10 protein-coding genes are annotated in these 15,938 nt (G+C 66.1%); 6 read left to right on the top strand and 4 right to left on the bottom strand.

The genetic code is table 11. From position 1 onward, the window contains the following. Positions 1-59: 59 nt before the first annotated feature. Positions 60-3,134 (bottom strand): TonB-dependent receptor, encoded by a 3,075-nt coding sequence (locus A7X97_RS11930; protein ID WP_088497325.1) that lies wholly within the window; start codon positions 3,132-3,134, stop codon positions 60-62. A 761-nt stretch (positions 3,135-3,895) separates the two neighbouring features. On the opposite strand from A7X97_RS11930, the gene A7X97_RS11935 reads away from it, so the two are divergent. The 6 genes from A7X97_RS11935 (at position 3,896) to A7X97_RS11960 (ending at position 13,820) form a co-directional block, all read left to right on the top strand. Continuing rightward, on the top strand, positions 3,896-6,361 hold the full coding sequence (locus tag A7X97_RS11935) for a GH92 family glycosyl hydrolase (protein ID WP_088497327.1): 2,466 nt from the start codon (positions 3,896-3,898) through the stop codon (positions 6,359-6,361). A gap of 96 nt (positions 6,362-6,457) precedes the next feature. After that, the gene (locus tag A7X97_RS11940) at positions 6,458-7,507 is read left to right on the top strand and encodes a LacI family DNA-binding transcriptional regulator (protein ID WP_061479246.1); all 1,050 of its coding nucleotides are present in this window, start codon (positions 6,458-6,460) and stop codon (positions 7,505-7,507) included. Between the two features lie 61 nt (positions 7,508-7,568). Then, positions 7,569-8,885, top strand: a complete 1,317-nt coding sequence (gene fucP / locus A7X97_RS11945) for an L-fucose:H+ symporter permease (protein WP_072169083.1) — start codon at positions 7,569-7,571, stop codon at positions 8,883-8,885. 7 nt (positions 8,886-8,892) lie between these two features. Further along, entirely contained in the window at positions 8,893-9,888 is a 996-nt protein-coding gene (locus A7X97_RS11950) for a carbohydrate kinase family protein (protein ID WP_111007966.1), read from the top strand. Next, positions 9,885-11,111: an AGE family epimerase/isomerase gene (locus A7X97_RS11955; protein ID WP_111007967.1), complete on the top strand. Its 1,227-nt coding sequence runs from the start codon at positions 9,885-9,887 to the stop codon at positions 11,109-11,111. The genes A7X97_RS11950 and A7X97_RS11955 overlap by 4 nt, the downstream gene beginning before the upstream one ends. Before the next feature lie 90 nt (positions 11,112-11,201). Beyond that, positions 11,202-13,820 (top strand): beta-mannosidase, encoded by a 2,619-nt coding sequence (locus tag A7X97_RS11960; RefSeq protein WP_111007968.1) that lies wholly within the window; start codon positions 11,202-11,204, stop codon positions 13,818-13,820. Positions 13,821-13,906: 86 nt separating this feature from the next. Here the strand turns inward: A7X97_RS11960 and mtnC are convergent, their stop codons facing one another. The 3 genes from mtnC to A7X97_RS11975 all read right to left on the bottom strand — a co-directional run bounded on the left by mtnC (position 13,907) and on the right by A7X97_RS11975 (position 15,897). Beyond that, a complete protein-coding gene (mtnC, locus tag A7X97_RS11965) occupies positions 13,907-14,602 on the bottom strand; it encodes an acireductone synthase (protein WP_061479251.1) in 696 nt (231 codons plus the stop codon). A gap of 3 nt (positions 14,603-14,605) precedes the next feature. After that, entirely contained in the window at positions 14,606-15,163 is a 558-nt protein-coding gene (locus tag A7X97_RS11970) for a 1,2-dihydroxy-3-keto-5-methylthiopentene dioxygenase (RefSeq protein WP_065177596.1), read from the bottom strand. A 92-nt stretch (positions 15,164-15,255) separates the two neighbouring features. Then, positions 15,256-15,897 carry a methylthioribulose 1-phosphate dehydratase gene (locus A7X97_RS11975; RefSeq protein WP_111007973.1) on the bottom strand — a complete coding sequence of 214 codons (642 nt, stop codon included), beginning with the start codon at positions 15,895-15,897 and terminating at the stop codon, positions 15,256-15,258. Between the last annotated feature and the right edge of the window lie 41 nt (positions 15,898-15,938).

Genomic DNA, 15,938 nt, shown 5'->3' on the forward strand with positions numbered 1-15,938 from the left:
GTGGAGGACCATTCCCGCCGGGGCGGGCAAGACTGCGCCGGGCCAGGCCCGGCGCTGCCTCAGAACTTCCAGTTCACGCCGAAGTACAGCTGGCGGCCGGCGTACAGGTTGGACAGCAGGCGGGCCTGGCTGTCGTTGCCGATGTAGCTGCGCAGCTCGGACTTGGTGGCGTTCAGTACGGCGGCGGTCACCGTCCAGTCCGGAGTGAGGTTGTAGGCCACGTTCAGGTCAAGCTGGCTGTAAGGCTTGGTGTAGGTGGTCATGCCATTGTTCAGGCCGCCGACCACTTCACCACGACGGTTGTACGAGGCGCGCGCCAGGAACTTGTCGTTCTCGTAGAACACCGTAACGTTGGCCTGGTTCTTGGCACTGCCGACCAGCGGCGAGGAGCCGATTTCCTCGCCATCCAGCACGATCGAGGCCAGGTTGGTGTCGTTGTAGGTGTAGTTGGCCTGCACGCCCAGTCCGAAGTCGAACGTGTACTGGCCATACAGTTCCACGCCCTGGGACACGCCATCGCGGCCATTGGCCTGGGTCTCGTACTTCTGCACGGTGACCGACTGCCCGCCGACGTTCATCTGCTGGTCGCGCACCACCGGCACGGTGAAGTTGTCCACGTTCTTGCGGAACAGCGAAACACCTGCGACCGCGCCCGGCTTGAAGTACCACTCCAGGCCCAGGTCGAACTGCACTGCCTTGAACGGTTCCAGCGCCTTGTTGCTGCCCGAGCCGTACCAGCCGGGCGTGTCGGTGCCGCCGGTGACGCGGCGGTCGTTGGCGTACTCTTCGCTGATGTAACGCAGACCACCGGGATAGGCGATGCTGGTGTAGCTCGGGCGCGCGACCACCTTCGATGCCGCGCCACGCAGCACCAGGTTGTCGGTGATGTCCCAGGCAATGTTGAAGCTGGGCAGCACGTCGGTATAGGTCTTTTCCAGCGACGACAGGGCATACACCTTGTCGCGCACCTGCGGGTCGGGCAGGCGGACGAAGCCACCCTGGCAGCGCAGGTTCGGGTCGGCGGCCGGATCATCGCAGCTCATCGGCGCGCCGCTGGCGTTGTCGACGAAATAGTCGTTGAAGCGCTCGACCGAATCGCTGGACTGGGCGAACTGCTTGGTCCGCACCACGCGCACGCCGATGTTGCCGCGTACCCGCTCAGTGCGGAAGTTGGCCTGGAAGTAGCCGGAATGGATCTTCTCGTTGACGTCGTAGACGAAGTCTTCTTCGGTACGGTTGTGCGAGCCACCGTAGGTCTTGTTCAGGTAGTCGATGTAGGCCGGGTAGTTGATGCCCGGGAACACGTTGGCGTTGAACGCGCCGGTGATGTTGCTGATCGGGTTGGACAGGAAGAAGCCCGGTTGCGCATCGCCTGCGGTCGGATCGCAGCCGGCCTGGTAGCGATTGTTGTCATAGTCGGACGGATCCAGGCCCGGGCACACCCAATAGGTGTTGCCGGTGTTGCGGTGGACCTTGCCATCGCGGTACTTGGCGCCGAACTGGATCGAATCCAGCCAGCCGGCCTCGAACAGCTTGGTGACGTCGGCCTGGAAGTAGTTCTGCTTGACCTCGGTCTGCATCCACGACGAATCGGTCGAGCCGGTATCGACTTCGGCCACGCCCGCCATCAACTGCTGCTGCAGGTCCGGCGAGAACTGCACCGACGGCGTGCCGGTCAGGTCCCAGGCGGTGTACTGGTTGCCGGACTGCCACTGGTTGCCCACCTTGCGGCGCGGCTTGGCCGACATGCGGAAATTCATCGACGGACCACCTTCGGACCAGGTGCGGCCGCCGGTGAACGAGGCCTTCCACAGCGGGCTGATATCCCAGTCGATGGTCAGGTCGGCGGTCTGCGACAGTGCCTTTTCCTTGCTGTATCCACCGGTGAGCTGCGGAGTGGGGATGGTGCAGTCGTCCGGGCCCCAGCCACCGGGTTCCAGGCCGGCTGCCGCTGCTTCTTCCTCACTGCAGTAATAGGTCTTTCCGGCCAGCTTCTGGTACTGCGCACCCGTGGCGATGCTGCCACTCGGGTCGAAATCCAGGCCGTTGAGCAGGCGGCCGCCGGCCCAGTTGCCGTCCTGGTTGTAGCGGGCCAGGTTCCACTCCGGCACCTTCAGCATGTTCTGGGTGTAGTCACCCTGCAACTCGAAGCGGAAGTAGTTCGCGGTCATCGTGACGTTGTCGACCGGCTTGAACTGGAAGGTCAGCTGGCCGCCCTTGCGCTCGCGCTTTTCTTCCTTCACCGCGAAGTTCACCGAGGTCGGCATGAAGAATTCGCTGTAGTTCTTGCCAGCCTGGTTGTTGAAGCCGGACTGGCCCCACCAGTAGTGGATGCCATCCTGCTCCAGCAGGTTGCCGTTGGCATCGCGGGCCGTGGTGCCATTGCCGTACCACTGGTAGTCCTCGGTGCTGGCTTCCATGGTGCGGGTGGTGCGCTTCTGCTGGGTCACGCCGACGAGGACGCCGAAGCGCTCATCCTTGCTGTGCCACGAGTACAGCGCGGACGCCTGCGGATCGACATCGTGGCTGGTATCGGAGGTGGTGCCCTCCAGGTTCACGTAGCCGGAGTTGGATTCCATGTCCAGCGGGCGACGGGTATGCAGGATGACCGTGCCGCCGATGCCGCCTTCGTCGATGCGTGCTTCCGGCGACTTGAACAGCTCCGCGCTGGACAACATGTTCGATGGCAGCAGGGTGTAGTTGAAGGAGCGTGTCGCTTCGTTGTTGGTCTCTGACGAGGCGACGAAGTTGCCGTTCAACTGGGTCAGGGTCAGGTCCGGCGCAAGGCCGCGCACACTGACGCTCTTGCCTTCGCCACCGCTGCGGGTGATGACCACGCCGGGCACGCGCTGCAGTGCGTCGGCCACGTTCTTGTCGGGGAACTTGCCGACGTCCTCGGCGGTGATCACCTCGACCACCGCGTTGGCGTCGCGCTTCTGCTCGAGGCTCTTTTCAATGGCGTAGCGGTAGCCGGTGACCTGGACGCTGTCCAGGGTGGTGGCATCCTGCCCGCCGGTGGACGTGGCCTGTTGCGCGGCGGCGCCAGCCGGAATGACGGCGGCGGCCAGGGCCAGCGCGATGGCCAGCGACAATGCGTCGTGGCCGTGCGTACGTGTTGAATGCTTCATTCCCATCTCTCCCTCTCTCCTGGATTGATCCGGTGACGTGGCACGGACAACTTGAATCGATCTAATTTGAAGTGACTTTGTCGCTGTCGCCAAGCAACTGCCAGTGGCGCCGCGCGCGTGGCCTGGTACGTCCTGTTGCTGCTCCCCCAACTCCCGGCCATCGCAGCGTCGTCTTGGATCGATCTAAGCGATGGGCGGGCGATTTTTAGCACGGGTCGCCCGCAGGCGCATGCTGCTGCGCAATATGGTACTGGCGTGGCGAAGGGATGACGGTTTGCTGAAATCAGTGAAATCGTTTTCGTGCGCAGGGGAGTGTGGGTCGGCAGGGCTGCGCCCTGCACCCGCGGTAGTGCCGGCCGCTGGCCGGCAACAGCCAAAGCCAAAGCCAAAGCGGCTCTGGGTTGTCTGTGGCTTGGCGGGGCGGTGTCGGACTGCGGGGACGGGTTTACGGCGTCCCCCGCAACCGGACCCACCCCGACTCCCCACAGGAAACCGGCTTCTGCTGTTGCTTCTGCTGTTGCGGTTGCTGTTGCTCCAGCTCGTAGCAGGTGCAGGGCGCAGCCCTGCCGAACACCCCATCTCATGCTGCGCCGCAGAATGCATTCGGCTGAACCTGCATGCTCTACTTGAATCGATCTAAATTCACGGTCTGGTGGGTCGGGCGTCATTCCAGGGGGAGCTCTCTGCAGGTCAGGGCAGGGCTCAGCGGAACGGTGCCGAACGCCCCCGGCCGTCTGCCTCCGCGTCATCGACTACAGGAACCCGACATGCGCCCAGTGCCGTCCGCTCCCGCCGTCCCATTGTCCTCGCGCCCGCTGGTGCGCCTGGCCTGCCTGCTCGCGCTGTCGTCAGTGCCGGTGCTGCTGCAGGCTGCCCCGGCAGCGCTGGAGCGCGAGGTCAACACCTTCATCGGCAGCAAGGACGACGGCAACACGTTCCCGGGTGCGTCGGCACCGTTCGGCCTGATCCAGGTCAGTCCGATCGGCAGCCACTACTCGGGCTGGCGCTATGACGACGAGAAGATCCGCGGGTTCGGCCACTCCTTCCTGTCCGGCGCGGGTTGCTGGGAACAGGGCGGGCAGGTGTCGGTGCTGCCGGTGACCGGCTCGATCGGTCCGGGTGGCGATTTCGATACCGGCAATGCCAAGCAGTTCGACCACAAGGCCTATGCGTCGGCTTACACCCACGATGGCGAGGTCGGCCAGGCCGGCTACTACAAGGTGCGCCTGACCAGCTACGGTGGCATCGATGCCGAGGCGACCGCGCGTACCCGTGCCGCGGCCGAGCGCTACACCTTCAGCCAGCGCAGCGGCGATGGCCACGTCCTCGTCAACGTCGGCCAGGCCAACGAGCGCCATTCGGTGATCGGCAGCGTGGTCGATGTGGTCGGCGACCGCGTGGTCGAGGGCAAGCTGGTCACCAAGAGTTTCTGCGGCGGTCATCAGTACACCACTTGGTTCCGCATCGAGTTCGACCGTCCGTTCAAGGCGCATGGCACCTGGGGCGAGGGCGGTGGCCTGCCGGGCGCGCGCCACAGCATGGAAGGCGAGCAGAAGCCGAACGGTGCCTGGCTCAGCTTCGACCTGGCCAAGGGCCAGTCGGTGACAGCGGTCAGCGCGATCTCGCACGTGGATGCCGAAGGCGCGCGCACCAACCTGCGCGCGGAGGGCATGCAGGGTGGGGCGCTGCTCGGCTTCGACCGCATGCGCGCGCTGTCCCAGCAGGCCTGGCGTGAGCAGTTGGGCCGGGTGCGCGTGCAGGGCGGCACCGCCGATGACCGCACCGTGTTCTACAGCGCGGTCTATCACGCGCTGCTGCAGCCGATGACCGGCAACGACGCCGACGGCCGCTACCGTGGTTATGACGACGGTATCCACCGCGCTGATGGCTGGACCTATTACGAGTACTTCTCGCTGTGGGATACCTACCGCGCGCAGAACCAGTGGCTGGCGCTGACCCGCCCGGACGTGGCGCGCGACATCGGCCGTACCCTGCTGGCGATCGACGAACAGGTCGGTTGGCTGCCGCGCTGGGGTTATGCCAACTTCGAGACCAACATCATGACCGGCGATCCGGTCACGCCGTTCATGGTCGACCTGTGGCGCTTCGGCGCGCTCAAGGGCCGTGAATCGCAAGCCTGGGATGCACTGCGCCGCAATGCCTTCGGCACGCCACCACTGAACTCGCGCATGGCCGGACGCTCCGGCAACCCGACCTACCTGGACAAGGGCTATGTGGCCTACGACCGCGCGTTCCCGTCCAAGGGCATGGATGTCGATCCGCACCATGGTGGTTCGGCCACGCTGGAATATGCGCTGGCCGACTGCGCGCTCTCGCAGATGGCCGATGGCCTGGGCCATGCGCAGGATGCGGCGACACTCCGTGAGCGTGGCCGCAACTGGCGCAAGGTGTGGGACCCGCAGGTGCGCGATGCCGAGACGGGTTTCACCGGCTTCCCGCGCCCGCGCACCGAGGATGGCCAGTGGTACACGCCGGCCGATGGCCACTACAGTCCCCGTTCGCACCACGGTTTCCATGAGGGCACGGCGTGGCAGTACCAGTGGCTGGCGCAGCAGGACGTGCCGGGCCTGGTCGAAGCGATGGACGGCCGCGAACAGGCCGGTCGCCGCCTGGATGCGTTCTTCGCGATGGACGCGCTGCAGGCCGATCCGCTCAATGCCGCCCGCAAGGCGTGGGTGGTCGGGCCGTACAGCTACTACAACCAGTTCCGCTACAACCCGAACAACGAGCCGGACCTGCACTCGCCGTGGCTGTACACGCTGATCGGCCAGCCGTGGAAGACCGCGGCCGTGGTGCGTGCCGCGCAGCAGTTGTTCACCAATGCCCCCAATGGCGTGACCGGCAACGATGACCTCGGCACGATGTCGGCCTGGTACCTGTTCAGCGCCATCGGCGTGTACCCGGCGGTGCCGGGCAGCGGCCAGTTCCTGCTGCACACGCCGCGCTTCAGCAAGGTCGAAGTGGACATGGGCAATGGCCGGACCCTGCGCATCGACGCGCCGGGTGCCGATGGCCGCCGCCTGCAGTACGTGCAGGGTGTGCGGGTCGACGGCCAGCCGCATGCACCGGTGTGGCTGGACTGGGACCGCCTGCAGCAGGGCCCGCGGCTGCAGTTCGCACTCGACGCGAAGGCGCCGGAGCAGGGCTGGGGCACGGCGGTGAAGGACCTGCCGGTGTCCTGGTGCGCGGCACCGGGCAGCCAGCTGCGCTGAGCCGGACTGTGCCGTTCGCGCTGACCCAGCGAACGGCACGGCACGACACGGCCCTGATCCATTAGGCTTGAGCCTCCAGCGGAGTCCGGGAAGACGATGAACGACAACGGCAACAGTCCCAGCAAGCGCGCCGGCAAGGCGGTGACGGTGACCGACATCGCGCGCGCGATCGGCGTGTCACGGGCAACCGTGTCGCTGGTGCTGCGTGGCAGCCCGCTGGTCAACGTCGATACCCGGGCCAAGGTCGAGGCCGAACTGCGCCGCCAGCGTTACGTCTACAACCGCGCGGCGGCCAACCTGCGCCGTCGTACCTCGTCGAGCATCGCGCTGGTGATCAACGATCTCTCCAACCCGTTCTTCGCCGAGTTCGCATCGGGCGTGGACGAGGCGTTGGGCGGGCGTGGCTACGTGACCCTGCTCGGCAGCACGGGTGAATCGCCGGAGCGGCAGCAGGCGGTGCTGTCCACGCTGATGGAGCACACCCCGGCCGGCCTGATCCTGTCGCCGGCCGAGGGCAGCGATACCGCACAGCTGCGGCAGGCACTGGGCGCCAATGCCAACGTGCTGCTGTTCAACCGCGAACTGGCCGGGGCCGACTGGGACTTCCTGACCCTGGACAACCAGCACGGCGCCTATCTGGCCACGCGCCACCTGATCGAGCGCGGCCATCGCCAGATCGCCTTCTTCGGGGGCCACGCCGCATCCAGTTCCTGCCACCAGCGCCGCGCGGGTTTCCAGCAGGCGCTGGCCGAGGCCGGCCTGTCGCTGCCGCCGGGCTGGATGATCGAATCGGCCCCGAATCGCTTGGAAGCGGCAGCGCGCACCGATGAGCTGTTCGCCGATGGCCATCGCCCAAGTGCGGCGGTCTGCTACAACGACACCGTCGCGCTTGGCCTGATGCTGGGCTTGAATTCGCGCGGTATCCGTCCGGGCGGTGATTTTGCCGTGACAGGCTTCGACGATATTTCCGAGGCGTCGGTCGCGGTTCCGCCGTTGACCACGCTCACCGCCGACCCGCGCGAGCGTGGCCGCCAGGCTGCCGCGCTGCTGCTGCAGCGGCTGGACGAACCGGACGCGCCGCCACGGCGCACGGTTGCGCCGGTGCAGTTGCGCATCCGCGAAAGCAGTGCCGCACGACCGAACTGATTCCTTCTGCATACCCCCTTCCACGCAACAACGACCTTCCGCGCATCGAGGCGCGTACCGCATGCCGATCTCCGCAACGCCCCGTCCATCGGGTTCTTCTTCCAGCGGCACCGCGCCGGTGATGAACGCACGTGCCGCACTGGCGGTGGCCACCACGATCTTCTTCATGTGGGGCTTCCTGACCAGTCTGAACGATGTGTTGATCCCGCACTTGAAAGCGGTGTTCGAGCTGAACTACACGCGCGCGATGCTGGTGCAGTTCACTTTCTTTGGCGCGTACTTCCTGATGTCGTTGCCGGCAGGCCGGCTGGTGGCCCACCTTGGTTACAAGAAGGGCATCATCGCTGGCCTGCTGATCGCCGGTGTCGGCGCGCTCGGCTTCTGGCCGTCAGCGGCGTTGCGCACGTACGACGCGTTCCTCGCTTCATTGTTCGTGCTGGCCACCGGCATCACCGTGCTGCAGGTTGCTGCCAATCCGTACGTAGCGCTGCTGGGGCCTGAACAGACCGCCTCGAGCCGCCTGACCCTGGCCCAGGCGCTGAATTCGCTGGGTACCACGCTGGCACCATTGTTCGGAGGCTTCCTGATCCTCAGCACCACGGTGAAGAGCGGCGACGAGATCGACGCCCTGCCCGTGGCCGAGCAGGTGGCCTATCGCGCCGCTGAAGCGCACTCCGTGCAGGGGCCATACGTGGGCCTGGCGATCGCGCTGGTGCTGCTGGCAGTGTTCGTCTACCTGTTCCGCCTGCCCAGTCTGGCCGAGACCACCGAGAAGGCCGATACGAATCATCACACGTTGCTGGATGCGCTGAAGCAGCCGCACGTGTTGTTCGGTGTGCTGGCGATCTTCTTCTACGTGGGCGCCGAAGTCTCCATCGGCAGTCTGATGGTGAATTATCTCGCCCTGCCGGAGATCGGTGGCATGAGCGAGCAGCAGGCCACGAAGTATGTGTCGGCCTACTGGGGATGCGCGATGGTTGGCCGTTTTGCCGGTTCCTGGCTGTTGGCCAAGTATTCGCCGCGGCGTCTCCTGGCTGGCTTCGCTGTCGCCAATGTGATTCTGCTGGGCGTGACTCTGGCCGCCAGCGGCAAGGCGGCCATGTACGGCATCGTGGCCACGGGCCTGTTCAACTCGATCATGTTCCCGACCATCTTCTCGCTGGCAATCGAACGCTTGGGGCCGCTGACCAACAAGGCGTCAAGCCTGCTGATCATGGCCATTGTCGGTGGTGCGGTGATCCCGCTGCTGCAGGGCATGCTGGCCGATCGCATTGGCCTGCACTTGAGTTTCTTGCTGCCTATCGCCTGCTACCTCTACATTATTTTCTACGGTCTGGTGGGCTCGCGCCCGTCGACCCGCATTCCGCAGGGAGGCTGAGTCCGGAATGGGTGCCATCGTTTGCTTCGGCGAAATTTTGATCGATCTACTAGCGCAGCCGCCGGCCTCGGCCGACACGCCGCGCGCCTTCCTGCAGTACGCCGGTGGTGCACCGGCCAACGTTGCCGTTGCGGCCGCCCGGTTGGGTGCGAAGACGCAGTTCGTCGGCACGCTGGGCCGCGACATGTTCGGCGACTTCCTGGCCGACAGCCTGGTCGAGCACGGCGTGGGCACGGATTACATCGTGCGTACCGATGCGGCCAAGACCGCACTGGCCTTCGTCGCACTGGATGCCAGCGGCGAGCGCAGCTTCAGCTTCTATCGCCCGCCGGCAGCCGACCTGCTGTTCCGTGACAGCGACTTCCAGGCGGCGTGCTTCGACAGCGCACAGTGCTTCCATGTCTGTTCCAACAGCCTGACCGAAGCGGCGATCGCCGAGGCGACCTTCGCCGGCATGGATCGCGCGCGTGCGGCTGGTGCGGTGGTCAGCCTCGACCTCAATCTGCGTCCGGCGCTGTGGCCGGCGAACGAGGACCCGACACCGCGCCTGTGGCAGGCGCTGGAACGCGCCGACCTGGTCAAGCTGTCGCGCGAGGAGCTGGACTACCTGGCCGCGCCGCTGGGTGCCGATGGCGAGGCTGCGGTACTGCGGCGCCTGCTCGCTGCGCGCGTGCGCTGGGTGATCGTCACCGACGGTGCGGCCACGCTGCACTGGTACACGCGCGACAACCACGGCACGGTCACCAGCTTCCGCGTGGCTGCCGTCGATACCACCGCGGCCGGTGATGCCTTCGTCGGTGGCGTGCTGGTCGGCTTGCTGGAGCGCAGCGGCGCCGGTGCCGGTTTTGCCGCCTTCTGCCAGGACCCGGAGGCGATCACCGCCACGCTGCGCTTCGGTGCTGCGGTCGGTGCGCTGGCTGTTACCCGCAAGGGCGCGTTCGCCGCGATGCCCTCGCTCGATGAAGTGCAGCAGCTGCTGCAGGCCCAGGACATTAACGCATGAGCACCTCCCCCGACTTCCGTTCGCCCGCGTTCCTGCGCGCGCACATCGCCGATACGATGGCGTTCTACCATCCGCGGTGCATCGATCCGAACGGTGGCTTCTTCCACTACTTCCGTGACGACGGCAGCATCTACGACGCCAACCATCGCCATCTGGTGAGCAGCACGCGTTTCGTCTTCAACTACGCGATGGCCTACCGCGAATTCGGCAACGCCGAGTACCGTGAGGCGGTCGAGCACGGCGTGCGCTACCTGCGCGAGGTGCACCGCAACCCGGCCACCGGCGGTTACGCCTGGACCCTGCGCGACGGCAAGGTCGAGGACGACATGAACCACTGCTACGGCGTGGCGTTCGTGCTGTTGGCCTACAGCTGCGCACTGAAGGCCGGTCTCGAACAGGCCCGCGCATGGATGGACGAGACCTGGCAGCTGCTGGAGGCGCGCTTCTGGGAGCCCCAGCACGGCCTCTACAAGGACGAAGCCGATGGGCAGTGGAATTTCACCGGCTACCGTGGCCAGAACGCCAACATGCACATGTGCGAGGCGATGCTGGCCGCCTTCGAGGCCAGCGGCGAACAGCGCTATGTGGAGCGCGCGCTGCAGCTGGCCAACAACATGACCCGTCGCCAGGCCGCCAAGGCCGGTGGCCTGGTGTGGGAGCACTACGATTCCAACTGGGAGATCGACTGGGACTACAACCTGGACGACCCCAAGCACCTGTTCCGCCCATGGGGCTTCCAGCCGGGCCACCAGACCGAATGGGCCAAGCTGTTGTTGATCCTGGACCGCCATGTGCAGGTCGACTGGCTGGTGCCGACCGCGCAGCACCTGTTCGACGTGGCTGTGGCGCGCAGCTGGGACGAGGCGCGGGGTGGCCTGTACTACGGTTTCGCGCCGGAGTCGCGCCGGCAGCCGGGCATGGATGGCGCCCCGATCGGTGGCGACAGTTTCGTCTGCGACGACGACAAGTATTTCTGGGTGCAGGCTGAGACGCTGGCGACCGCCGCACTGATGGCCAAGCGTACCGGCGATGACCGCTATTGGCAGTGGTACGAGCGTATCTGGGCGTATTCGTGGGAACACTTCGTCGATCACCGGTACGGCGCCTGGTTCCGCATCCTCGATGCCGACAATCGCAAGTACAGCGACGAAAAGAGCCCGGCCGGCAAGGTGGATTACCACACCATGGGTGCGTGCTACGAAGTGTTGAACGTGGTGCGTTGAGGTTGGTGCGCCGGGCATGGCCCGGCACTGCCATGAACTGGACTTGCAGGTAGCGCCGGGCCATGCCCGGCGGAAAAACAGGAGCATCCCGTGCATCGCCTTCCCCTCGTTTTCCGCCTGCTCCTGCTGCTGATCGCGGCGTCCGCCTTCCCGGTCGCTGCCACGCCGCTGCAGGCACAGTGGGAGTTCCGCATGCTGCCCGGCGACGCGCAGGGCGCCGCTCATCCAGGTCTGCAGCAATGGCGGGCGGCGACGGTGCCGGGCAGCGTGCACACCGACCTGCTCGCTCACGAACTGATCCGTGATCCGTATGTCGGCGCACCAGAGGCCGAACTGCAATGGATCGGCCTGGCCGCCTGGGAGTACCGCGCGCGCTTCGACGTGGATGCGGCGACGCTGGCCAAGCCCAATGCCGAGCTGCGCTTCGACGGTCTGGATACCTACGCCGACGTCAGCCTCAACGGCAAGCCGCTGCTGCGTGCGGACAACGCGCACCGGACCTGGCGCGCGCGCGTGAATGGGCGCCTGCGGGCCAGGGACAATGAACTGCAGATCGTGTTCCGTTCGCCGATCCGCACCCTGCTGCCGGGCGTGCAGGCAATGCCGCACAAGATCGCTGGCAACTATCCGTCGCCGTATGGCGATGAGCCGAAGGACGCGATGGTCGGCAACTTCGCGCGCAAGCCGGCCTACCACTTCGGCTGGGACTGGGGTCCGCGCTATGTCACCGCCGGCGTCTGGCGCGGAATCGATCTGCAGGCTTGGGACGCGCACCGCCTGACCGATCTTGCGGTGCGCACGGATGCATTGAGCGCGGAGCAGGCGAAGCTGGCCGTGCTGCTGCAAGTAGAGCAGGGCGACGCTGCCGGTTCTGCGGTGGTCAATGTCGATGTGCGCGATCCGCAGGGTCGCAGCGTGGCCCAGGTGCAGCGCACGGTGCTGCTGAAGCCCGGCCAGAACAGCATCGAGGTTCCGGTTGAACTGGCCGATCCGCGGCGCTGGTGGCCAGTCGGCTACGGCGCGCAGGACCGCTACACGGTGCAGGCCCGCCTGGACCAAGGTGGCGCGCCGGAGCTGGCGCGCGAGCAGCGCATCGGGCTGCGCACGGTCGAACTGCGCCGCGAGGGAGACCGCAAGGGCGGGCAGGGCTTTGCCTTCGTCATCAACGGCGTGGAGATCTTCGCCAAGGGCGCCAACGTGATTCCGTTCGATGCCTTCCCCGCGCGCGTCGATGCCGCACGCCTGCGCCAGGTACTGACGGCCGCGCGCGACGCCAACATGAACATGCTGCGCAACTGGGGCGGCGGCTACTACGAGGAGGACGCGTTCTTCGACATCGCCGACGAACTGGGCCTGCTGGTGTGGCAGGACTTCATGTTCGGCGGCGGCATGCAGCCGGGCTACGATCCGGCGTTTCGTGCCAACGTGGTGGCCGAAGCACGCGACAACGTGCGCCGTCTGCGCCACCACCCCAGCATCGTGCTGTGGTGTGGCAACAACGAGGAAGAAACCGCCTGGAAGGACTGGGGCCATGGTCGCGACCTGAAGGCGGCCGACCCGGCGTTTGCAGCGAAGGTCTGGCAGGGCTATGTCGACCTGTTCGGCAACGATCTGCGCGCGGTGGTGGGCGAGGAAGGGCTGGGCGTGCCGTACTGGTCCAGTTCACCGAGCAACGATCTTGACGAAAAGGCCAACGACTCGACCCGCGGCGACAAGCACTACTGGCAGGTCTGGGGCAATCCGGCGCTGCCGGTGCAGGCCTACCTGCGTGAGACGCCGCGCTTCATGTCCGAGTACGGGCTGCAGGCGTGGCCGTCGGTGGCGACGGTGGACCAGATCGCCACCCGCGCCGAGCAGCGCATCGACAGCCCGGTGATCCGTGCGCACCAGAAGTTCATGGCGGGCGAGGGCAACAGCCGCCTGCTGCACTACATCGAGCTGGGCTACGGTACGCCGAAGGACTTCGAGGACTTCGTCTACCTCAGCCAGGTCATGCAGGCCGATGGCATCGCTCTGGCGGCACTGCACCATCGCGCCTCGCGCCCGTACACGATGGGCTCGCTGTACTGGCAGCTCAACGATGTCTGGCCCGGCGCCTCGTGGTCCAGCGTGGACTATTTCGGCCGCTGGAAGGCGCTGCACTTCGCCGCGCGGCGTTTCTTCGCGCCAGTGACGGTGGCAGCGCTGCGCGACGAGGGCAGCACGCGGGTGCGCCTGATCAACGACGGTGCCGCACTGGATGCGCGCTGGCGTCTGCGGGTGATGGACGTGGAGGGGAAGGTGCTGCGTCGTCGCGAGGAAACGGTGACGTTGGCGGCGGCGGGTGTCACCCCGATGGGCGATTTCAGCGATGCGGAGCTGCTGGCCGGTGCCGACCCGATGCGTACGGTGGCGGTGTTCGAGTTGCTGCAGGACGGCAACGTGAGTGCGCGGCAGGTGGTCGGTTTCGTTGAAGCCAAGGACCAGGTGTTGCCGCGGCAGAAACTCAAGGCCACGTTGTCCATCGAAGGGGACCACTATCGTCTGCGGCTGGAAAGCGCGGCGTATGTGCGCGCGGCGTGGATCGACTTCGGCGCGCTGGATGTGCAGGTCGAAGACAACCTGCTGGACCTGCTGCCGGGTGAAACCCGCGATATCGCGGTGCGCGGCCCGGTGGATCTGGTTACCCTGCGCGAAGCGCTGAAGGTGAAGACCCTCAACGACCGTTGAGCAAAAAAGGGGACGGAGGGGATTAAGTCGTTTGTGGCCCATGTGTGCCACAAACGACTTAATCCCCTCCGTCCCCTTTTTCTTGCTTACAGCTGGATCTGCTGGAAATTCTCGACCCGTTCGTGGCCGTTGGCGGCCTGCCCGGTACGCGGCATCGGGTAATCATCCAGGCGATCGATCAGGCGGGTCTGCAGCCCGGCTTCGCGGGCGGCATCCAGTTCTTCCACCACATCGGACAGGAACAGGATCTCGCCGGCCGGTACGCCGATGGCCTGCACGATGCGGCGGTAGCTGTCGGCCTCGCGCTTGCCGCCGACTTCGGTGTCGAACCAGCCCGACACCAGCGGGCTGAGGTCCCCGGCATCGCTGAAGCCGAAGAACAGCTTCTGCGCCGGCACCGAGCCGGAGGAGTACACGTACAGCGGCAGCCCGGAGGCGTGCCAGCCCTTCAGCACCGGCGCTACTTCCGGGTAGAAGTGCGCGGTGTAGTCGCCACGGCGGTAGCCTTCGTCCCAGATCAGTCCCTGCAGCGCCTTCAGTGCGGTGTGCTTGCGGTCCTGGTCGATCCAGCCCTGCAGCGTCTCGGCCACGAGGCTGTCCTGGCAGGCACCGCCGATCTCGGTTGCCACCGCATCCAGCCAGCGGCGGACGTCCGGCTGCTGGCCATGCTCGGCGACAAACGCGGGCAATGCCTTGCGCGCATAGGGGAACAGCACGTTCTTGACGAACGAGATGCTGCTGGTGGTGCCTTCGATATCGGTCAGGATGACGCGGGCTTGCATGGATCAGGACGCCTGGGTGGGTACGTAACGAGGGAACTTCTGCGCGATGTCGGTGCCGGTGAAGTGACCGACCCAGCCATCCGGCTCGGTGAAGAAGCGGATCGCCACGAAGCTGGGTTCCTCGCCCATGTCGAACCAGTGGGTGGTGCCATCGGGCACGGCGATCAGGTCATCCTTCACGCACTCGATCTCATAGACCTTGTCACCCACGTGCAGGGTGAACAGGCCCGAGCCAGCAACGAAGAAGCGCACTTCGTCTTCCTTGTGGAAGTGCTCGTCGAGGAACTTCTTGCGCAGCTCGGCGCGATTCGGGTTGTCCGGGGCGATCGAGGCTACGTCCACGCTCTTGAAGCCGCGCTCGGCGACCAGGCGGTCGATGTCGGCGCGGTAGGCGGCGAATACTTCCTCCTGGCTGGCGCCCGGCGCGACGGGCGCGGTGGCCTGCCAGCGCTCGAAGGTGACGCCGATCTTCTGCAGCTCGGCAGTGATGACCGCGCCGTCCTGGGTGTCCAGCAGCGGCGAATCGGGGCGGGTGTCGTCGTAGATGCGCAGTCGGCTCATGGCGGCAGCTTGAACGTCTCGGGGGGAAGACAGGGTAGCAGGGTGGGTGTAGGGCGCAGATTCCGGATCGGCATCTGCACCTGCGCGCCGGTTCAGCCGCGCAGCCTGCGCAGCTCCAGTTCGCAGTGGAACAGGAACTCGAACGCTTCCAGGTGGCGGCGTGCCTCGGCCATGTCGCGGCCCCAGGCGTACAGGCCGTGGCCATCGATCAGATAGCCCCACAGGTTCTGCCGGTCGAGCAGGTCATCGACCTGCTTCGACAGCACGTTCATGTCCTGGGTGTTGGCGAACACCGGCACATCGATGACCATTTCGTGGGTACTGTTGCCGGCGAAGGCCTTCAACAGCTCGTAGCCTTCCAGGCGGACATGACCCTGCGGCGCGTACAGGCGCGAGGCGATGGTCTGCACCGGCGAGTGCGTATGCAGCACGCAGCCGACCTCCGGGAAGCGGCGGTACAACTGGGTGTGCAGCAGGGTCTCGGCGGACGGGCGCAGCGGACGGCCGACGGCCTGGCCGTCGAAGTCCACCACCATGATGTCGTCCTCGATCAGGCGGCCCTTGTCCTTGCCGGACACCGTGATCGCCGCGTGGCGATCGTCCAGGCGGTGGGAGAAGTTGCTGCTGGTGGCCGGGGTCCAGCCGGCATGGGCCAGTTCGCGGACGTTGTCGATCAGCAGCTGGGCCAGTTCGCTCAGGCGCGCGGTGTCGTAGGGGAAGGTGGGGGCGTTCATGCCGACGATTTTACTGGATTCGGCCAACGGCTGAGCCCCTC

The sequence above is a fragment of the Stenotrophomonas sepilia genome, from assembly GCF_003244875.1.
Taxonomy (GTDB): Bacteria; Pseudomonadota; Gammaproteobacteria; order Xanthomonadales; family Xanthomonadaceae; genus Stenotrophomonas; species Stenotrophomonas sepilia.